Origin of the sequence: Pandoraea aquatica (genome assembly GCF_902459565.1) — a bacterium.
In the GTDB taxonomy this organism is placed as follows: Bacteria; Pseudomonadota; Gammaproteobacteria; order Burkholderiales; family Burkholderiaceae; genus Pandoraea; species Pandoraea aquatica.
In genome coordinates this window covers 179,016-198,354 of sequence record NZ_CABPSN010000003.1, presented here as the reverse complement: position 1 = coordinate 198,354, position 19,339 = coordinate 179,016, and the positions used below count along the sequence as shown (strand labels likewise).

Here is a 19,339-nt window from a genome sequence, read left to right as displayed (position 1 = left end):
CGCATCCTAGACGCAAGGGGCTTCGTACGCCACGCGGCCACCGACCAGCGTGAGCCGTACCTGGCCCGGGAGTTCGTATCCCAGAAACGGGGTGTTATGACCGGCGCTGCGCAGCTGCGGCGCGGACACGGTCCAGTACGTCGACGGCGCAAACACGCAGACATCCGCCGCATGGCCCGGCGACAGACGGCCCGCTCCCGGCGCGACCGCCGACAGTCGCTGGCCAGGACCATGCGTCACCCTGGCGAGCGCATCGACGAGCGGCACACGCGACTCCTCGGCCCACTTCAACACCAGCGACAGGAGCAGTTCGAGGCCCGTTGCCCCCGGCTCGGCTTCGGCGAAGGGGACGAGGCGCGCGTCGGGCGCAAGTGGCGTATGGTCCGAGCAAACGGCATCAATCGTACCGTCTCGCGCGGCTTCACGCACGGCTTCGCGATCACGCTGCGAGCGTAGCGGCGGATCGAGCCGGTATTGCGCGTCAAAGTACCCGATGTCCATGTCGGTGAGATGGAGATGGTGCGCGGCGACGTCACACGTCACCGGCAATCCCTCGGCTTTCGCCGCACGCATGAGCGCGAGGCCAGCCGCCGACGACAGACGGCACAGGTGCACGCGGGTGCCCGTGACGCGTACGAGTTCGAGAATGGTGTGCAGGGCGATGGTCTCGGCCGCGACCGGAATGCCAGCCAGTCCGAGACGCGACGCCACAGCACCGCTCGCGGCCACACCGCCCGCCGCAAGTGCCGCGTCCTGCGGCCGCAGCCAGACCGTCAGCCCGAACGTCCCGGCGTATTGCAGCGCGCGCAGCAGTGTGCGGTTGTCGGCCATCGCGGCGTTCGCCTGCGACAGTCCGATGCATCCGGCTTGCGTCAGTTGCGCCATCTCGGTGAGTTCGCGGCCCGCGAGACCGACCGTCAACGCACCCAGCGGATGAACCTGCGCGAGATGCGCTGCGCGGGCGCGCAGTTGCAGCATTTCCACGAGGTCCGGTTCATCGAGTACGGGATCGGTGTCGGGCGGACACACGACACGCGTCACGCCACCGGCGAGCGCCGCTGTCGCTTCGCTTGCCGCCGTCATCCGTCGTGCAGACAGATCGATCAGGCCCGGCACGACGACCAGCCCTTTGGCGTCGAGGGTGCGCTCAGCCGTGAAGTCGGCCGGCGGTGCATCGAGCGCCAGCAGCTCGCCGTCGGCAATGAATACGTCCTGTACGCGGTCGAGACGCGTTGCAGGATCGATCACGCGGCCACTCTTCAGATGCAGTTTCATGGCGCGCTTACCCGTTGTTTGCGGCGACGATACTCATCACCGCCATCCGCACGGCAATGCCGAACGAGACTTGTTCGAGGATGACCGACTGCGGGCCGTCCGCTACCGCCGAGTCGATTTCCACGCCCCGGTTCATCGGCCCGGGATGCATCACGATGGCATTGGGCTTCGCGAGCGCCAGGCGCGCCGGCGTCAGTCCGTAATACTTGAAGTACTCCGACGCCGAGGGCAACAACGCGCCGTTCATGCGTTCGTTCTGCAACCGCAACATGATGACGACGTCGACGTCTCGCAACCCTTCGTCCATGTCGTGGAACACGCGCACGCCGAGTTGCTCAAGGCCCGTCGGTAACAACGTGCGCGGGCCGATGGCGCGCACTTCGGGCACGCCGAGCGTCGTCAGCGCGTGGATGTCGGAGCGGGCGACGCGCGAGTGCAGAATGTCACCCACGATCGCCACCGTCAGATTCTGGAATTCGCCTTTGTGATGGCGAATCGTGTACATGTCGAGCAGGCCCTGCGTCGGGTGCGCGTGGCGGCCGTCACCTGCGTTGATCACGTGGACGTGCGGCGCGCAATGCTCGGCAATCAGATACGGCGCGCCCGACTGCGCGTGACGCACGACGAACAGGTCAGCGTGCATCGCCGACAGATTGCCGATGGTGTCGAGCAGCGTTTCGCCCTTGCTCGTCGACGACGCATTGATATTCAGATTCAGCACATCTGCGGACAGGCGAGCTGCCGCGATCTCGAACGTCGTACGCGTACGCGTCGAGTTCTCGAAGAACAGATTGAAAACGGATTTGCCGCTCAGCAGCGGCACCTTCTTGACGTCGGCATCGTTCACGCTCACGAACTGCGTGGCCGTGTCGAGAATGTGCATGAGCACGGCGCGCGGCAACCCTTCGACCGTCAGCAAATGCTTCAGCTCGCCATTGCGCGTGAGTTGGGGATGGCCGCGCCGGCCGAGAATGCCGTTAGCCATGGGCGCGCTCCGTGGCTGCGCGGCAGACGACCGCCGCTTGCGTCACGTGATGCGTGGGGATGTCAGGCAGGCACATGCTCGTCGAAGTACTGCTGGAGGATGATGCGGGCGGCTTCGGCGTCGAGCGACGTCTTTTGCGAGACCTTGATGCCCGCTTCGGCCAGCGCCGCCGCAGCGGCCACCGACGAATAGCGCTCGTCGACCCAGACGACAGGCACGTCGAACCGCCCGTTGAGTTGATTGCCGAAGCGCTTGGCCTGCTGCGTCATCTCGTGTGGCGTGCCGTCCGGATGGCACGGCAGGCCCACGACGATCAGCTCGGGTTGCCACTCGGCGATGAGTTTGCCCATTTCGGCAAAGCGAACGTCACGATTCAGATTGGCGACGACCGTGAGGGCGCGCGCCTCGCGCAGCATCAGGTTACCGATCGCGACCCCGATACGGCGTTCGCCGTAATCGAAACCAAGCACCGTGGAACTGCCCGCTGTCTTGCCAGCGGTCATGCGTGACCCGCGTCGGCGGAAAGCATCGACGACGTGACGCCAAGCAGCGCCAGTGCCGCGTCGAAACGCTCGGCCGGCGGCACATCGAACACGATGCCCGGATCGGCGGCCACCGTCAGCCAGCCATTACGGCTGATTTCGTCTTCCAACTGCCCGGCGCTCCAGCCCGAATGGCCCAGCGTGAGCAGGAAGCGGTTCGGTCCCTGGCCGTTGGCGACGGCTTCGAGTACGTCCTTGGACGTGGTCATCTCCAGACCGCCCGGCACCGACAGCGACGAGCTGTACGGCGTACCCGTGGCGTCGTGCAGCACGAAGCCGCGCTCGGTCTGCACCGGGCCGCCGAAGAAGACCGGTTGATGCGCAAGGGGATCGATTTCCAGCTTGAGATCGAGCCGCTCGAAAAGCGACGCGAGATCGATGTCGGTCGGACGGTTGATCACCAGCCCGATCGCGCCCTTTTCACTGTGCTCGCACAGATAGACGACGGTACCGGAAAAGGTAGGATCGGCCATGCCCGGCATGGCGATGAGGAACTGATTCGTAAGGTTGATACGGTCGTTCGGCATAGGGCCAAAATTTATCGGAACCTGTTTGACGGACTGCCGCCCGGTTTCACGCCCCGCAGCGCTGTCGCCGACGCCCCTCAGGCGCCCTGCGTCACATGCCGCGGCCGGTCAGCGGACGAACTTTTTCCGCATCGTGATACGGCCATCGGCCGCCAGCGGCAGCCTTTGGGCCGACTGTATCACGGAACGTCACGCCCGGTGACTAGCCGCTGTCCGAACACGCTGGCGTCAAGCGCACGCTCGCGCCACAGGGCCATCTCGGCGATCAGATCGGGACGCGACTCGGGATAGGTGTCCGCCGCAAACTGATGCAGCATGCCGCGCAGCGCCTTGACCGTCATGGCCAGTGCCGCCGGCCCCCCCGGTTCCGCCGGAGGCGATGCCGCCAGCCGTTCGCCCGTTGCGGCCACCGCCGCCGCCAGCCTTGCCACCGGCGCGAGTCCGATGGCCGCCGAATACTGTGCCACTTGCGCGGCAACAGCGGGGTCGTTCAGATTCGGAAGCGCCTCATCCGCCAGACTCAGGAACGTCTGGCAAACGTCTTGCCGAACCGCCAGCGGTCCGATGCGCAGCCAGTCGCGCGAACTCGCGCCCGCGCCCTGCTTCTGGCCGGCTTGCGCCGCATCGGCCAACGGTTCGGGCAGATGGCCGGGACGGCGCAATACGCCGAAATCGGCCAGCAGCGCGCCAAGCCAGCTATCCGGCGCCTGGGCATGCCAGGTCGCCAGCGCTTCGAGCAAATCGTGCCCGGGGATGAATTCCGATGCCGCTTTGGCGGTACCTGCCGGCGACGCCTGCGTCGCAGAGGCCTCGACAGCACCGCCGCCCATCGGCTCGGCAGGACGCGTCAGCTGCTTGCGCAGCGCCATGTTCAGGCGGCCGATCTGACGCTTGTCCGCCAGCGAAAGCGGCGCACGCGCGAAACGCAGCCAGGCAGCCGCCAGACGCCAGTAGTCGAGCGGTGCGGTCGCCCCGGCCCGATGCAGGTCGGCGGCCAGATCGGCCAGTTGCCCCAGCGCGGCCGTGGTGTCGAGGGCGTCGGCATCCGGGCGCAACAGACGCAGGAGCACACGCTCGACGTCGGCGCGCAACGGGGCCGTGCCTGCGGGCAATCCATGCAGACGGGGCTGAGCAATCGCCCATCCCGCCATACGAAGCTCGCCCGGCGTGGGTGCGCCGGGCCAACTGTCGGGACTTGGGGATGCAGAAGCGGCAGAAGCTGTCGATGACACCGATGACGCCGACGCAGCAGGTGGCGTCACCGCCCCCGCCTGCCAGATATCGCGCTCGAACTGCCGCAGCGCGTTGCGTTGCGCGTCCTGACTGCCCGGCTCGCCATAGGCGGCTTCGGCAATCGCCTTCACGAGACGCTCGCCATGCAACGCCCAGTCGGCGTGACCGCTCGACTGGAGCAACCGGTTCGCACGCCGAAGCGGGCCGAGCGCCGCCGCCGGGCCATTGGACCAGGCATCGGACGCTTCCGTCAGCGCTTCCGCGACTTCGGGCAGACGCCACAACGGCGTGTCGCGCGTTGCAACAGAGGCGACGGAGGCAACGGAATCGGGTGACGATTGCGGCACTTCGGACGATCCGGACATTCCGGACGACTCAGACATCACCATGGGCCATCTCCTGGCCGTGCGGCCTCAGATCTGCACCATCTCGAAGTCTTCCTTACGAGCGCCGCACTCCGGGCAGGTCCAGTTGATCGGCACGTCTTCCCAGCGCGTACCGGGCGCAATGCCCTCGTCGGGCAATCCTGCCTCTTCGTCGTAAATCCAGCCGCAAATGAGGCACATCCAGCTCTTGTATTCCATTCTTTCTTCAGCGACGAGCGTTCCGTTACAATGGCTTGTCAACCGCTTCGGGTCCCGTCGGCAGAGATGCCGGACGGTCTTGTGGGAACCCTGCCGGTGCAATGTCCGGCGGGCGCTGCCCACGGCGCTTTCGAGCGCTCCGAAACGGGCATTTAAGGCGTGATGGTACCAACGAACCCAAAGCCTGACCAGATCGCCGTCTATCCTGCCTCCATGCACACTGAATCCCCACCCATTCTCCTGACCTTCGGGCTCTCCGATCCCACTTCGGCCACCGGCGTGCAGGCCGACCTGCTTACCTTTGCCAGCATGGGCGGCTACGGCGTGTCGGTACTGACCGGCTACTCCTCGCAGGACTCGCGCTCGTGCGACGACGTGCAACCCATCGACCCCGACTGGATCGGCGATCAGGCGCGCATGCTGCTCGAAGACATGCCGGTCGCCGCCTTCAAGGTCGGCAGTGCGGTGAATGCCGAGAACGTCGCCGCCATTGCCGAGATCGTGGCCGACTATGACGAAACTCCCCTCGTCGTCGCGCCGGACTTCGGGCTGGCGGGCGAGCATCTGCTCTCGACCGACGAATTGCGCGAAGCCACCGCCAGCCTGCTGGTGCCTCAGGCCAGCGTGCTGGTCGTGAGCCCGCAGAGCGCCGTCGCGTTGGCCCAAACGATCACCGAGAACGAGAATCTGGCTCTCGACGAAGCCGTCTCGATCCTGCTGGAAAACGGCTGCGAGTTCGTGCTGATCAGCGACGGCAACGCGCCGCAGTTCACCCATACGCTTTACAGCGATGGCGGCATCGTCCGTGAAGACGCCTGGGACCGTCCGGCCCACAACGTCGCCGGCGCGATCGACACGCTCGCCGCTGCCGTCACCGCCATGCTCGCCAACGGGCTGGCCGTGCCGGAGGCCGTGCGCGAAGCCCAGGAGTATCTGCAACAGGTGCTCGAGAACGCCTTCCGCCCCGGCATGGGCCGCCACTTCCCCGACCGGTTCTTCTGGGCGCGCACCGAGGAAACCGAGCAGGACGATAGCGGCGCGCAAGGCTGAGGCAAGCTCGCAGCAGGTGTGAGGCGGGCGCGTAGCTTCTCCGGTTAAGCGCGCGTTGCTCACTCGTTGTGCGCTCGTTGTACGCTTGCTATGCGCCCATCGGGCACCTGCGTCCGGATGCAAAAACGCCCGCAATCGCTGCGGGCGTTTTTTCGTTTGCGCGATGCCTTACGCGACATGATGCGACATGACGCGATGCGCCACGACAGCGCGTGGCGTCCGTGGACCACGGCCTAAGACGAGCGGCTCGCCCTATCGGTCGGGACCACCATGGCGTCCTGATCGGACTCACCCTTCGGTCGTCCCCATGCGTCGATGACACGTTTGACAAACGGCTTCAGGTCGTCGCCCTGCGCGCGCAACATGCGCACCAGCGAGGCGTACTGCCCCTCGAAGATCAGCGAGTTGTAGTTCTTCAGACGCTGGATGTCTTGCAGCGCCTCGTCGTCGCGCCCGGCGAGCGCCAGCAACACGATGTAGCGCTTGATCATCGTCGGCCCGGCACCCAGTGCCAGCGCTTCGCGGTGGGCGGCCAGCTTCTCGTCGAGCTGATCGCGACTGAGGTACAACGCGCCGGTCACGGCGTAATCGCCATAGGGCGCGAAGAACAGCGCCGGATCGGTGCGATACGTCTCGACCTTGCCCGCGCGATAAGCCACCTCGACGCGCTGATAGTCGTGATACAACCACGGAATCGCCACACATGCGAACAGGACGATCACGCCATTGATGGCCCCCGTCGCCGTCGGCGACACGCTGTCGATCGGCTTCGTCTCGCAGAATCCGAGCAGGAACAAACCGGGCAGCAGGAAGAACGCGTAGTGCTGCGGATACTCCAGCATCGCGTGCACTGCGAGCATGCCAAGCAAGATGAAGGCAAACGCGATCGGTGCCGACTTGAGGCCACGCACCGCACGCGTAAACCAGAACGCCAGCGGCAGCAACACTGCCAGCGTGCCGACGATGCCGGTCTTCGCCAACAGATCGAGCAAGACGTTATGCGCGTTGTCCGCCATCTCGACCGGCCCGAGCTTGTCGACCAGTGCGAACTGGGCGTCGATGTAGTTCGACCAGCCGGCGCCAAAGAACCAGTGTTCGCGGAAGATCGCTAGCCCGTACTCCCACAGGTTCAGACGCCCGGTCACCTGGCCCGCCTGCTGCATGCGCGCCACGGCACTCCCGTCGAGTTGCAGCCCCCAGTTCACATTCGCCCAGCCGACGGCAAGCGTCATCAGACCCAGCACCGGCAGAACGGCAGCGGGCAAAAACCAGCGCATCGAACGACGCATATTGCGCGCTTCTTCCACACGCTCCATCCACACGAGCCACAGGCCAAACGCACACAACAGCGCGAGTTGCAGCCAGGGCGCGCGCGAGCCCGTCAGACAGATGCCGATGTCGAAGACCGCCCACACGAGCAACAACGCCCAGCCCGGCAGCTTTCGCTGATACCAGAGATAGAACGCACCAGCGCTCGCCATCGACAGATACGTCGCCAAGTGATTCGGCTGATACATATTGCCGAACAAGCGGCGTGCCGCTGTCACCGTGTACTTCGCCACGAGCCACGGGACATTGGCTTCGAGATGAAACGCCTGCACGACCTGCGCACCCACGGCGTACAACCCGCCCAGCGTGAGGGCCACCGCGCTCCAGCGCATGAGGACACCGCGCCACCCCAACTGCGCCAGCCAGTAACCGGCGTTGACGGCGACGATCATCGCAACGCCATACAGCAACGCCGTCATCATCAGTTGCGGCAGCTCGGTCGCCATCGTGGCGCGCTGCACGAGGACCACGGCGATAAAGCCCAGCGGCATCCATGTGACGCGCGGCATGCGCAGCGCACGTCCGTCACGCTGCCAGACCGCTACCATCGACAACGCGCCGAGCAGCGCGAAAAGACTAAAGGTCAGCGCTTCCGAATAGAACGTCGAGATCGGATACGTGTGTTTGACGAGGTTGTAGGGCAACGCCCAGATCAGGGCCAGCGTGAGCCCGATCATCGAAAGAAGCAGAGGAGGAAACAAGGTCGCCGCCGTGCAATGCACCGGTTGGAAGATGCGCAAGCATAACGAAAAAATGGCCACCCGAGGGCAGCCATTTCATGCCTGACGCGCGTGATGACGCTGTCTTCAGATCCATCGTGGGCGCGCCGCCGAACGCCGTATTGCCTAATGTAACGTTAGCAACGTCAGCGACGTCAGCGACGTCAGCAGCATCGCGTCATTCGGCAACGCGCCGCGCAGACTTAGCTCGACTTGGCCGCCGTTTCGCCACGGCACTCGGGCGGTGCCAGCTTACCCGGCAACGTCGCGCCACCCGGCGCGCCTTCGCGGCCTTGTGCGTAGCAGGTCCAGACGATCTGACCCTCAGGGGCCTTGCCGACCGACAGTGCCGCCGGCGAGCCCGATGCGCCGGCGCTCGTCGGCACAAGAACGATCGCGCCGTCGCCGGCGCGCTGCGTGTAGGCCACCGTGACGTTGCCACTCACGGAATCGATGCTCACGCCACTCACGTTGTCCGTCGGGCTCGGCGCTTGCCAGCCGCTGTTGAACGGCGCACCGTGCATGGCATTCTCGCTCACGAGCGCCTTGGCCGACGCCGCAGCGCCCAGCCCTTCGACGACACGTGCGCGCACCAGATAATTCTGCAGATACGGAACCCCTGCCGTAACCAGTACGCCGATGATCGCCAGCACGATCATCAGTTCGATCAGGGTGAAACCCCGGGATTTGGCGAGACCGGTAGTCCGGTGGCCGAAACGACGCATTGTGTAACTCCCTGCAAAAGCAATGAAAACAAAGGGGACATCGGGGGGAAGTGGGCGGAGTATGACATAGCCCCCTCGGCGAATGCCCTGCCGCAGATCAAAATCGGCGCGTGCCTTATCGGTCCTCGGAAACGTCCGATGCAAAGCCGGACGATTCATCCGGCAAGACCGTCCGGATTGTTCATCCGGCGCGCACAAATCGGACATGGAAAAGCCCTTGCCGAGACCCGCAGTCCCGGCAATGGACTCGATTATTTCGAAGAGGTTGCACGCGTCTGACGTGCCTCGCTGCGCCGCTTGAGCGCCAGCCCCACAATCAGGACGAACAGCGCACCGACGGCTGACGCCACGTAATGCGTATATGGGGCTGCATCACCCGGCAGGTGCAGCAGATGACCGACGCCTGGGTCTGAGACGATCAGACCGCCCGCGATCCATCCGAGCAACGCCGCCCCGGCCATCACGATGACCGGGAAGCGATCGAGCGCCTTGAGCACCAGTTGCGAGCCCCAGACGATGAGCGGAATGCTCACGAGCAGACCGAAGATGACCAGCGGCAATTGATGGTGGTCGGCGGCACCTTCTGCGGCTCCGGCAATGGCGATCACGTTGTCGATGCTCATCACCAGATCGGCGACGATGATGGTCTTGACCGCCGTCCAGAGCTTATCGGCCGGCTTGACGCTGTCGTGCGCATCATGGTCGGGCACCAATAGCTTGGTACCGATCCAGAGCAGCAACAACCCGCCGACCGCCTTCAGATACGGCACGGCGAGCAGCGTCACGGCAAACGCAATCAGAATCACGCGCAGGACGATCGCCCCGATCGTGCCCCAGACAATGCCTTGCAGGCGTTGCTTGGCCGGCAGATTGCGGCAGGCGAGCGCGATCACCACAGCGTTGTCGCCACCCAGCAGGATGTCGATCATGATGATCTGCAGCACGGCGGCCCAGTTCAGCTCGGCAAAAAACGCAAGCATGCGCGGAAATCCTCGGGGAACGTTTGAAACCAGTCAGACGGATGATGCCAATCACGGCACAAAGACAAAAGAGGGAGCCCGATATTCCGGGCTCCCTCTTTCAAGACCCGAAGCGCAGCCACCGGTTCCGGCAGCTGCAACGACTGGGTCGTCCGGCGGGAATTACAGCGCTGCCTTGAGCAGGCGGCCCATTTCCGACGGGTTGCGGGTCACCTTGATGCCGCAGGCATCCATGATGGCCAGCTTGGCTTCGGCCGTATCGGCACCGCCCGAGATCAGCGCGCCGGCGTGGCCCATGCGCTTGCCCGGGGGCGCCGTGACGCCTGCGATGAAGCCGACGACCGGCTTCTTCATGTTGCCCTTGATCCACTCGGCAGCAGCGGCTTCGTCCGGACCACCGATTTCACCGATCATGATCACGGCGTCCGTTTCCGGATCGTCGTTGAACATTTGCATGACGTCGATGTGCTTCAGACCGTTGATCGGGTCGCCACCGATACCGACGGCGCTCGACTGGCCCAGACCCAGAGCGGTCAACTGGCCCACGGCTTCGTACGTCAGGGTACCCGAGCGCGAGACCACGCCGATGCGACCCTTCTTGTGGATGTGACCCGGCATGATGCCGATCTTCAGTTCGTCCGGCGTGATCACGCCCGGGCAGTTCGGTCCGAGCAGCAGGGTCTTGCGACCTTCGCGACGCATACGGTCCTTCACTTCGATCATGTCACGGACCGGGATACCTTCCGTGATGCAGATCGCCAGATCCAGGTCGGCTTCGACGGCTTCCCAGATGGCGGCAGCAGCGCCTGCGGGCGGCACGTAGATCACCGACACGGTTGCGCCGGTCTGTTCCTTGGCGTCCTTCACCGAACCGTAGATCGGAATGCCTTCGAAGTCTTCGCCGGCCTTCTTCGGGTTCACGCCAGCGACGAACGCGTTCTTGCCGTTCGCGTATTCGCGGCACATACGGGTGTGGAACTGGCCGGTCTTGCCAGTAATACCTTGGGTGATGACCTTGGTATCTTTGTTGATCAGAATCGACATTGCTTGATTTCCTTCGTCCTGTTGCCTGACGGTGTGCGCTCAGCCTTTCGGGAGCGGCACGCCGCAATGGCTTCGACTGTTCTGGTTACTTGCCTGCGGCAGCCGCGACAACCTTCTGGGCAGCTTCTTCCATGCTGTCCGCGGAGATGATCGGCAGACCGGATTCGGCGAGCATCTTCTTGCCCAGGTCTTCGTTCGTGCCCTTCATGCGCACGACGAGCGGCACCTTCAGCGACACAGCCTTCGACGCCGTGATCACGCCTTCGGCGATCACGTCGCAGCGCATGATGCCACCGAAGATGTTGACCAGAATGGCCGTCAGGTTCGGGTTCTTCAGCATGATCTTGAACGCTTCGGTCACCTTCTCTGCCGTGGCGCCACCGCCCACGTCCAGGAAGTTGGCCGGCTCGCCGCCGAACAGCTTGATGGTGTCCATCGTGGCCATGGCCAGACCGGCGCCGTTCACCAGGCAGCCGATGTTGCCGTCGAGCGAGATGTAAGCCAGATCGAACTTCGAAGCTTCGACTTCAGCCGGATCTTCTTCGTCCAGATCGCGGTAAGCGACGATTTCCGGATGACGATACAGGGCGTTCGAGTCGAAGTTGAACTTGGCGTCCAGTGCCGTGACCGTGCCGTTCTTGCTTACGTTCAGCGGGTTGATTTCGGCCAGCGAAGCGTCCGTTTCCCAGAAAGCCTTGTACAGACCTTGCAGGATCGTGCGGGCTTGCGCAACCGAAGCTTCCGGCACGCTGATCTTCTTGGCGAAGTCGTCGGCTTGCGCGTCCGTCAGGCCAACCGACGGATCGATCACAACGTGGTGGATCAGTTCCGGGTGCTTTTCGGCGACTTCTTCGATGTCCATGCCGCCTTCGCTCGAACCCATCATCACGATCTTCTGCGTGACGCGGTCAACCACCAGGCTGACGTACAGTTCGTTGTTGATGTCGGCGCCTTCTTCGATCAGCAGGCGATTGACCTTCTGACCTTCCGGACCGGTCTGGTGCGTGACCAGTTGCATGCCGAGGATCTGGCTGGCGTATTCGCGCACTTGCTCGATCGACTTGGCAACCTTCACGCCGCCGCCCTTACCGCGACCGCCTGCGTGAATCTGGGCCTTGACCACCCAAACCGGACCGCCGAGTTCTTCGGCTGCCTTCACGGCCTCGTCCACGGAAAACGCCGGAATGCCGCGGGGCACCGCGACTCCGAATTTCCGGAGGATTTCCTTGCCTTGATACTCATGAATCTTCATGCGTGATTCCCTTCTTGCTGAGTTGGAAGTTTGGGTTCGAGCTTGCGAGTCGAGGCCGCATCGCGCACCGCTTCTGATGTGACGGGCGTCGTGGGCTCGTTCGCTCGATCGTTTGCGCGGCCGTTGAACCAGCGCGGGTAAAACCGGCGCACCGCCTCGCCATCAAACCGCAGGGCGTGACAATGTCCGAGTTGGAAAGGAGGTGCCGAGTTATCGGCATCGTTGGCCGCTGCCGTGTCGGGGGTATGAATCACCACGCCGGCAAACGCCTGAATCGCTGCCGTCGGCAGGACACTGCAAAGTTCTGTCAGATGGGTACAGCCCGCCGCGCCGCCAAGGCGCTCGCGAACCCCGCGCCGGAAGCCGTGCCGCAGGTTAAGACCGATCAATTGACGATATTCGGGGCCGATCTGATCACAAATCCCGGGATAAGGCACCCAGTCGGAGACGGCCTCGGCGTCATGCACTTCGAAATCTTCGTCGATCGTCAACCGCAGCCATAGCTCGTGGATCGGCGTGCCCTCCTTGCGAAGGCCCGTCGCCAATGCAAAATCCCGATCCTTATGATCGGTGAGTCGGGCTTCGATGTCCCATAGGCCATCCTCGCGCGAATACGCTTCAACAGCGATCGTGCGACGGTGACGCAAGGTACGAGGGGCAGGCGCGGAGAGCGGCATGCGGAAGTGTGCAATGCATGAACGCAGAAAGATCTTGATTCTAGCATAGGCGACAGCGTCGTCTGCCGCAGCGCAGCAGAAGCCCGTCGCATAAGGCCGAATTACCCGACCCATTGGTCGGGTTATCAAAATTCCGAGTGACGGGCACGCATGGTGCGACGCCATAACGCGATAAGCGAAGCACCACGCGTCACACGAGATTCATCGTGGTGTCACGCGAGCATTCATGCGGGTTGCATGATGGTGGACGCAACGCACGCTTCGTCGATGAATGCGCACGCATCCATAACGAAAGTGATGGCATCGGCGTCAGACGTCGTCCAGAAACTCGTCCGCACCCCGCACGATTTTGCTGATAACGGTACGCGAGAAACCGCGCGCCGCCAGAAAGCGCATCTGCTTGGCGCGCGCTTCGGGCGTTGTCGCGACCTCGCCGAACTTCTTTTGCCAGACGGCCCGGGCGCGGGCGAGTTCGGTCTCCCGCAATTGTTCGGAGATCGCGGCGACGGTTTCCGCGTCGACCTGATGCTGCTTAAGCTCGCCGACGATGCGTGTCGTGCCCATGCGCGAGGCGCGCCGGTTCACTACGCTTTCCGCGAACCGCTCGTTCGACAACCATCGCTCCTGCTCAAGCGCGTCGAGCACGCGGTCGAGTGCTTCGGGGTCCTCGGCATCCGCGTAAGGCGTGAGCTTGCGACGCAGTTCCGCCCGGCTGTATTCGCGGCGCGCCAGATAGGACAACGCGCGCCCTTTCAGACTCAGCGTCGGCTTGCGAGACCGCTTGACCGCAACGGCCTCGTCGCCCGGCGGGGGCGGTGGCGCGTTCGGATCACGGGGAGGACGTCGATTGATCATGCGTTCATCGTAGCGCTGCTTTGCGCAGCAAGAATGCAAAACGGCAGCACGACACCGTGTGGTTTCGCGCTGCCGTTCCAACAACCCAGGCACGTATCAAACGATCAGGCCTCGTCTTCCTCTTCGATCTCGCCGGTTTCGTTGATCGCCGTCACACCCAGCGATGCACGTACCTTGTTCTCGATCTCATGGGCGATTTCCGGATTTTCGCGCAGGAATTCGCGCGCGTTGTCCTTACCCTGACCGATCTTCTCGCCGTTGTAGCTGTACCAGGCACCGGCCTTCTCGACGATCTTCGCGTTGACACCCAGATCGATGATTTCGCCTTCGCGCGAGATACCCTGACCGTAGAGGATGTCGAAAATCGCTTCGCGGAACGGCGGCGATACCTTGTTCTTGACGACCTTGACGCGGGTTTCGTTACCGACCACCTCGTCGCCCTTCTTGATCGAACCGATACGGCGGATGTCCAGACGCACCGACGAGTAGAACTTCAGTGCGTTACCGCCCGTCGTCGTTTCCGGGTTACCGAACATGACGCCGATCTTCATACGAATCTGGTTAATGAAGATCACCGTGCAGTTCGTGCGCTTGATCGTACCGGTCAGCTTACGCAGCGCCTGCGACATCAGACGTGCCTGAAGACCCGGCAGCGAATCGCCCATCTCGCCTTCGATTTCGGCCTTCGGCACCAGCGCCGCGACCGAGTCGATGATGATGAGGTCGATCGAGCCCGAGCGCACCAGCGCATCGGCGATTTCCAGCGCCTGTTCGCCCGTGTCCGGCTGCGAGATCAGCAGTTCCGGCACCGAGACGCCCAGCTTGTTGGCGTAACCGACGTCGAGGGCGTGTTCTGCGTCGATGAACGCGCAGGTGCCACCGATCTTCTGCATTTCCGCCACGACTTGCAGCGTGAGCGTGGTCTTGCCCGACGATTCCGGGCCGTAGATTTCGATCACTCGGCCGCGCGGCAGACCACCGACGCCCAGCGCGATGTCCAGACCCAGCGAGCCCGTGGAGACGACCTGGATGTCCGCTTCGACCTCGCCGTCGCCAAGACGCATGATCGAGCCCTTGCCGAATTGCTTCTCGATCTGCGCGAGGGCGGCGGCGAGCGCCTTGCCTTTCTCGGCCGACAGATTGGCAGACCCTTTCTTGCTTTCTTCCATGAATCGTCCTTTGATATGATGAGCGAGACGGCTCGAGTGAGGCGTGACTGCCGGTACTGTATAAAAAACCAGTGCTCTTTGCAAGTGCCTGTTGTCCGAAAGCGCCGAAACGACAAAAAAAGCCGCGAACCACGCGCCGCAACATCACAGGAGACACACCCGTGCCGTCAGGCATTGGTGCCTACACAAGCCTATCACGCCCATGCGAATTCTCATCGCAGAGGATGACAGCATTCTGGCCGACGCCCTGACCCGCTCGTTACGTCAGGGGGGCTACGCCGTCGATCACGTCAAAACGGGGCTCGAAGCCGATTCCGCGCTGTCCGCCCAGACGTTCGACCTGCTGATTCTCGACCTCGGTCTGCCCCGCCTTCCCGGCCACGAAGTCCTGCGCCGGCTGCGCGCCCGCAACTCCCATCTGCCCGTACTGATCCTGACCGCGTCCGACAGCGTCGACGCCCGTGTGAAGGGCCTCGATCTCGGTGCCGACGACTATATGGCCAAGCCGTTCGCTCTCGCCGAACTCGAAGCGCGCGTGCGGGCGCTGACCCGGCGCGGTGCGGGCGGCGGTTCGACCGTCATCCGCCACGGGCCGCTGAGCTTCGATCAGGTCGGGCGCACGGCCTATATCAATGAGCAGATGCTCGATCTGTCCGCGCGCGAACTCGAATTGCTCGAAGTGCTGCTGCTGCGCACCGGACGGCTCGTCTCCAAGGAACAGCTCGTCGACCATCTGTGCGGATGGGGCGAGGAGGTGAGCAACAACGCCATCGAGGTGTACATGCACCGGCTGCGCAAGAAGATCGAGCCGAGCGGTGTACGCATCGCCACGATCCGCGGGCTGGGATATTGTCTGGAGAAGCCGGCAGCGGCCCCCGCCAACGCGGCATGATCGGGCTCGTCCGATGCGTCTGAGCTTTCGTCACCCCCATCGTGCCACGCCCGCGCCGTCGGACAACGCGTCCCTTGGCGGCCCGGACGATCCAGACGATCTGGACCGCCAGCGTCACCCGCATGCGGACGCCGCCGATCCCTTCGACCCTTACGCCGATCCCTTCGTACGCCCGGGCTTCGGCGCGCCGTTAGAGCGCGAGGCCGAGCCGCCGCCGCGCTCGCTTTTCGGCGAGATTCTCGACTGGATGCTCGCGCCGTTGCTGCTGCTCTGGCCGATGAGTATTGCCGTGACGTATCTCGTCGCGAAATCGATTGCCAACGGCCCGTTCGACCGCGCGCTGGAGACCAATACCTACGTTCTCGCACAGCAGGTTCATTCGGATCGTGGGCAGGTCACCCTCACGCTGCCCATGCCCGCGCGCGATCTGCTGCGCGCCGATGCGACCGACAACATCTACTATCAGGTGCTCGGCGCGAAGGGCGAACTCGTGGGGGGCACGGCAGAGCTGCCGCTGCCTCATGAAGACGACCGTCCGCAACCCGGTGTGGTCCAGTTCCGCGACGAAACGGTGGGCGGCAACGACATTCGCGTCGCGTTCACTTATGTCGATCTGCCGCGCATGCAGCCACCGGGCAGCATGGCGCTCGTTCAGGTGGCGGAGACGCTCGACAAGCGCAGCCAGTTGGCCAACGAAATCATTAAAGGCGTGATCCTGCCGCAGTTCGTGATTCTGCCGCTCGCTATCGTGCTCGTCTGGTTCGGTCTGTCGCGCGGTCTCGCGCCGCTGCACGCGTTGCAGGAGCACATTCGCGCGCGCCGCCCCGACGATCTCTCGCCACTTGAAGCGCGACAAGCGCCGCCGGAAATCGCGCCGCTCGTCAATTCGCTGAACGATCTGCTCGGACGCCTCGAGCAGAACATGAAACTCCAGCAACGCTTCATTGCGGACGCCGCACATCAGCTCAAGACACCACTCGCGGGCCTTCGCATGCAAGCTGAACTGGCGTTGCGTCAGACGTCTCCCGACGAACTGCGCCGCTCGCTCTCGCAAATCGCGATGAGCTCCGAACAGGCCGCGCGTCTCGTCAATCAGTTGCTCGCCCTCGCGCGCGCCGAGAACAGCGCGAACGACGCCGCCGCGTTCACGCCGCTCAATCTCAGCCTGCTCGCGCGCAGTGCCATGCAGGACTGGTTTCAGGCTGCTTTCGCCAAACGTATCGACCTCGGCTTCGAAGAACCGCCATTCCCGGTACATCTGTCCGGACAGCCGGTGATGTTGCGCGAGTTGCTCAACAACCTGATCGACAACGCGATCCGCTACACACCGGCCGGCGGCAAGGTGACGGTGCGGCTGCGTCACGAAGCGTCCGACGGCTTCGTGCATCTCGAAGTCGAGGACACGGGGCCGGGCATTCCGGCGTCGGAGCGTCCGCGCGTGTTCGAGCGCTTCTATCGCATTCTCGGCAGCGACAGCGACGGCAGCGGACTGGGCCTCGCGATCGTGCGCGAGATCGTGCAGATTCATCGCGGCGATGTGAGCGTGCTCGACCATGTCGATGCGCAGCATCCCGAAGCAACTGGCACGCTCATTCGTGTGACGTTACCGCTCGCCGAGGTGCCTATCGAAAACCCTCATGCGTGACGAAAATCCGCTAAATACGGCCACTTTTCGCCCCAATTCGAGGGTAACTCCCTAGCCACGTAAGGTTCGAGTCAGTTTGGCGTCAGACGGCGGTAAGGTTGCCCTCCAATAATCAGTTGCAACGGCCCGGGTGCGTCCCAGGGGCGTGCTTACATTACAGGAGACAACCGCATGGCTACTACAACGGCAGCCACCACCCATGCGCCGATGACCAAAGAAGAACGCAAGGTCATCTTCGCTTCGTCGCTGGGCACGGTGTTCGAGTGGTACGACTTTTATCTGGCCGGTTCGCTGGCCGCATTCATCAGCCGTCACTTCTTCTCCGGGATCAACCCGACGGCGGCATTCATCTTCACACTGCTGTCGTTTGCTGCGGGCTTCGCGGTGCGTCCGTTCGGCGCTATCGTGTTCGGTCGCATCGGTGACCTCGTCGGTCGTAAATACACGTTCCTCGTCACCATCACGCTGATGGGTCTGTCGACGCTGGTCGTCGGTCTGCTGCCGGGCTATGCGTCCTGGGGCATCGCCGCGCCGGTGATCTTCATCGCCATGCGTCTGCTGCAGGGTCTGGCCCTCGGCGGCGAATACGGCGGTGCTGCCACGTACGTTGCCGAGCACGCGCCGCACGGCCGTCGCGGCTTCTACACGTCGTGGATTCAGACGACCGCAACGCTGGGTCTGTTCCTCTCGCTGCTCGTGATTCTCGGCACCCGCATGGTGATGGGTGAAGAGGCATTCGGTGACTGGGGCTGGCGCATTCCGTTCATCCTCTCGATCGTGCTGCTGCTCGTGTCGCTGTGGATTCGTATGCAACTGAGCGAATCGCCGGCATTCCAGCGCATGAAGGCCGAGGGTAAGGGATCGAAGGCACCGCTCAAGGAATCGTTCGGTCAGTGGAAGAACCTGAAGATCGTGATTCTGGCGCTGGTCGGCTTGACCGCCGGTCAGGCAGTCGTGTGGTACACGGGCCAGTTCTACTCGCTGTTCTTCATGACACAGGTGCTTAAGGTCGACGGCAACACCGCGAACATCATGGTCGCGCTGGGTCTGTTGATCGGCAGCCCGTTCTTCGTGTTCTTCGGTGCGTTGTCGGACAAGATCGGTCGCAAGCCGATCATCATGGCGGGCTGCCTGCTGGCCGCACTGCTGTACTTCCCGATCTTCAAGGCGCTCACGCACTACGCCAACCCGGCGCTCGAAGCGGCCACCGCCCGTTCGCCGATCACGGTCATCGCCGATCCGAACGAGTGCTCGTTCCAGTTCAACCCGGTGGGCACGTCGAAGTTCACCAGCTCGTGCGACATCGCGAAGAGCTACCTGTCGCGCGCCGGTCTGAACTATCAGAACCAGGCAGCCCCGGCGGGCACGATGGCTACGGTGAAGATTGGCGACAAGGTGATCTCGTCGGTCGACGGCAAGGCAGCGGACGCGAAGGACAAGACCAAGGCGTTCGAGACGGATATGTCAGCCACGCTCAAGGCTGACGGCTATCCGCCGAAGGCCGATCCGGCGCAGATGAACAAGCCGATGGTCGTGGTCCTGCTGGCGATTCTGGTGATCTTCGTGACGATGGTGTACGGCCCGATTGCGGCGATGCTGGTAGAAATGTTCCCGACGCGCATTCGCTACACGTCGATGTCGCTGCCGTATCACATCGGTAACGGCTGGTTCGGGGGCTTCCTCCCGGCAACCGCCTTCGCCATCGTGGCGGCCAAGGGCGACATCTACTCCGGCCTCTGGTACCCGATCGTGATCGCGCTCATCACCTTCGTCATCGGCATGCTCTTCATCAAGGAGACGAAGGACGTCGACATCTACGCCAACGACTGATGGGGTGACCCGTCGGACAGGTGGAA

18 protein-coding genes are annotated in these 19,339 nt (G+C 63.5%); 4 read left to right on the top strand and 14 right to left on the bottom strand.

Going from position 1 to position 19,339, the window contains the following annotated elements; all coding sequences use genetic code 11:
- Positions 1–6: 6 nt before the first annotated feature.
- The 6 genes from PAQ31011_RS11690 to PAQ31011_RS11665 form a co-directional block, all read right to left on the bottom strand.
- Complete coding sequence (locus tag PAQ31011_RS11690; RefSeq protein WP_150576004.1) at positions 7–1,275, bottom strand: dihydroorotase; 1,269 nt, start codon at positions 1,273–1,275, stop codon at positions 7–9.
- Between the two features lie 7 nt (positions 1,276–1,282).
- Entirely contained in the window at positions 1,283–2,260 is a 978-nt protein-coding gene (locus tag PAQ31011_RS11685; RefSeq protein ID WP_150576003.1) for an aspartate carbamoyltransferase catalytic subunit, read from the bottom strand.
- Positions 2,261–2,322: 62 nt separating this feature from the next.
- Positions 2,323–2,763: a Holliday junction resolvase RuvX gene (gene ruvX, locus PAQ31011_RS11680; RefSeq protein WP_150576002.1), complete on the bottom strand. Its 441-nt coding sequence runs from the start codon at positions 2,761–2,763 to the stop codon at positions 2,323–2,325.
- Positions 2,760–3,329: a YqgE/AlgH family protein gene (locus PAQ31011_RS11675; RefSeq protein ID WP_039393068.1), complete on the bottom strand. Its 570-nt coding sequence runs from the start codon at positions 3,327–3,329 to the stop codon at positions 2,760–2,762. The genes ruvX and PAQ31011_RS11675 overlap by 4 nt, the downstream gene beginning before the upstream one ends.
- Positions 3,330–3,508: 179 nt before the next feature.
- The gene (locus tag PAQ31011_RS11670) at positions 3,509–4,951 is read right to left on the bottom strand and encodes a hypothetical protein (RefSeq protein WP_150576001.1); all 1,443 of its coding nucleotides are present in this window, start codon (positions 4,949–4,951) and stop codon (positions 3,509–3,511) included.
- Positions 4,952–4,975: 24 nt separating this feature from the next.
- Complete coding sequence (locus tag PAQ31011_RS11665; protein WP_006400971.1) at positions 4,976–5,146, bottom strand: rubredoxin; 171 nt, start codon at positions 5,144–5,146, stop codon at positions 4,976–4,978.
- A 213-nt stretch (positions 5,147–5,359) separates the two neighbouring features.
- On the opposite strand from PAQ31011_RS11665, the gene thiD reads away from it, so the two are divergent.
- Entirely contained in the window at positions 5,360–6,196 is an 837-nt protein-coding gene (gene thiD, locus PAQ31011_RS11660) for a bifunctional hydroxymethylpyrimidine kinase/phosphomethylpyrimidine kinase (protein ID WP_150576000.1), read from the top strand.
- 233 nt (positions 6,197–6,429) lie between these two features.
- On the opposite strand, the gene PAQ31011_RS11655 is transcribed toward thiD, so the two are convergent.
- The 8 genes from PAQ31011_RS11655 to recA form a co-directional block, all read right to left on the bottom strand.
- Positions 6,430–8,226, bottom strand: a complete 1,797-nt coding sequence (locus PAQ31011_RS11655; RefSeq protein WP_150575999.1) for a PglL family O-oligosaccharyltransferase — start codon at positions 8,224–8,226, stop codon at positions 6,430–6,432.
- Between the two features lie 221 nt (positions 8,227–8,447).
- Positions 8,448–8,969, bottom strand: coding sequence for a pilin (locus PAQ31011_RS26570; RefSeq protein ID WP_174985174.1), 522 nt, complete (start codon positions 8,967–8,969; stop codon positions 8,448–8,450).
- 251 nt (positions 8,970–9,220) lie between these two features.
- Positions 9,221–9,949: a TerC family protein gene (locus PAQ31011_RS11645; protein ID WP_150575997.1), complete on the bottom strand. Its 729-nt coding sequence runs from the start codon at positions 9,947–9,949 to the stop codon at positions 9,221–9,223.
- Positions 9,950–10,111: 162 nt separating this feature from the next.
- Positions 10,112–10,993 (bottom strand): succinate--CoA ligase subunit alpha, encoded by an 882-nt coding sequence (gene sucD / locus PAQ31011_RS11640; RefSeq protein ID WP_039393073.1) that lies wholly within the window; start codon positions 10,991–10,993, stop codon positions 10,112–10,114.
- Between the two features lie 85 nt (positions 10,994–11,078).
- A complete protein-coding gene (sucC, locus tag PAQ31011_RS11635; protein ID WP_150575996.1) occupies positions 11,079–12,245 on the bottom strand; it encodes an ADP-forming succinate--CoA ligase subunit beta in 1,167 nt (388 codons plus the stop codon).
- Complete coding sequence (locus tag PAQ31011_RS11630; protein ID WP_150575995.1) at positions 12,242–12,922, bottom strand: DUF2889 domain-containing protein; 681 nt, start codon at positions 12,920–12,922, stop codon at positions 12,242–12,244. The genes sucC and PAQ31011_RS11630 overlap by 4 nt, the downstream gene beginning before the upstream one ends.
- A 309-nt stretch (positions 12,923–13,231) precedes the next feature.
- Positions 13,232–13,777, bottom strand: a complete 546-nt coding sequence (recX, locus tag PAQ31011_RS11625) for a recombination regulator RecX (protein ID WP_150575994.1) — start codon at positions 13,775–13,777, stop codon at positions 13,232–13,234.
- 104 nt (positions 13,778–13,881) lie between these two features.
- A complete protein-coding gene (recA, locus tag PAQ31011_RS11620; protein ID WP_150575993.1) occupies positions 13,882–14,946 on the bottom strand; it encodes a recombinase RecA in 1,065 nt (354 codons plus the stop codon).
- 202 nt (positions 14,947–15,148) lie between these two features.
- Here recA and PAQ31011_RS11615 point away from each other — a divergent pair, with 202 nt between their 5' ends.
- From PAQ31011_RS11615 to PAQ31011_RS11605, 3 genes are all read left to right on the top strand, one after another.
- Positions 15,149–15,838 (top strand): response regulator transcription factor, encoded by a 690-nt coding sequence (locus tag PAQ31011_RS11615; protein ID WP_039393077.1) that lies wholly within the window; start codon positions 15,149–15,151, stop codon positions 15,836–15,838.
- A gap of 13 nt (positions 15,839–15,851) precedes the next feature.
- A complete protein-coding gene (locus tag PAQ31011_RS11610) occupies positions 15,852–17,483 on the top strand; it encodes a sensor histidine kinase (RefSeq protein ID WP_150575992.1) in 1,632 nt (543 codons plus the stop codon).
- A gap of 171 nt (positions 17,484–17,654) precedes the next feature.
- On the top strand, positions 17,655–19,313 hold the full coding sequence (locus tag PAQ31011_RS11605) for an MFS transporter (RefSeq protein WP_150575991.1): 1,659 nt from the start codon (positions 17,655–17,657) through the stop codon (positions 19,311–19,313).
- Positions 19,314–19,339 lie beyond the last annotated feature (26 nt).

Bases quoted from the DNA above. Each gene is read 5' to 3' on its own strand.
- PAQ31011_RS11675 (WP_039393068.1), bottom strand. From the start codon at position 3,329: ATGCCGAACGACCGTATCAACCTTACGAATCAGTTCCTCATCGCCATG.
- PAQ31011_RS26570 (WP_174985174.1), bottom strand. From the start codon at position 8,969: ATGCGTCGTTTCGGCCACCGGACTACCGGTCTCGCCAAATCCCGGGGT.
- PAQ31011_RS11645 (WP_150575997.1), bottom strand. From the start codon at position 9,949: ATGCTTGCGTTTTTTGCCGAGCTGAACTGGGCCGCCGTGCTGCAGATC.
- ruvX (WP_150576002.1), bottom strand. From the start codon at position 2,763: ATGACCGCTGGCAAGACAGCGGGCAGTTCCACGGTGCTTGGTTTCGAT.
- PAQ31011_RS11685 (WP_150576003.1), bottom strand. From the start codon at position 2,260: ATGGCTAACGGCATTCTCGGCCGGCGCGGCCATCCCCAACTCACGCGC.
- recX (WP_150575994.1), bottom strand. From the start codon at position 13,777: ATGATCAATCGACGTCCTCCCCGTGATCCGAACGCGCCACCGCCCCCG.
- PAQ31011_RS11605 (WP_150575991.1), top strand. From the start codon at position 17,655: ATGGCTACTACAACGGCAGCCACCACCCATGCGCCGATGACCAAAGAA.
- sucC (WP_150575996.1), bottom strand. From the start codon at position 12,245: ATGAAGATTCATGAGTATCAAGGCAAGGAAATCCTCCGGAAATTCGGA.
- thiD (WP_150576000.1), top strand. From the start codon at position 5,360: ATGCACACTGAATCCCCACCCATTCTCCTGACCTTCGGGCTCTCCGAT.
- sucD (WP_039393073.1), bottom strand. From the start codon at position 10,993: ATGTCGATTCTGATCAACAAAGATACCAAGGTCATCACCCAAGGTATT.
- recA (WP_150575993.1), bottom strand. From the start codon at position 14,946: ATGGAAGAAAGCAAGAAAGGGTCTGCCAATCTGTCGGCCGAGAAAGGC.
- PAQ31011_RS11615 (WP_039393077.1), top strand. From the start codon at position 15,149: ATGCGAATTCTCATCGCAGAGGATGACAGCATTCTGGCCGACGCCCTG.
- PAQ31011_RS11690 (WP_150576004.1), bottom strand. From the start codon at position 1,275: ATGAAACTGCATCTGAAGAGTGGCCGCGTGATCGATCCTGCAACGCGT.
- PAQ31011_RS11670 (WP_150576001.1), bottom strand. From the start codon at position 4,951: ATGGTGATGTCTGAGTCGTCCGGAATGTCCGGATCGTCCGAAGTGCCG.
- PAQ31011_RS11610 (WP_150575992.1), top strand. From the start codon at position 15,852: ATGCGTCTGAGCTTTCGTCACCCCCATCGTGCCACGCCCGCGCCGTCG.
- PAQ31011_RS11630 (WP_150575995.1), bottom strand. From the start codon at position 12,922: ATGCCGCTCTCCGCGCCTGCCCCTCGTACCTTGCGTCACCGTCGCACG.
- PAQ31011_RS11665 (WP_006400971.1), bottom strand. From the start codon at position 5,146: ATGGAATACAAGAGCTGGATGTGCCTCATTTGCGGCTGGATTTACGAC.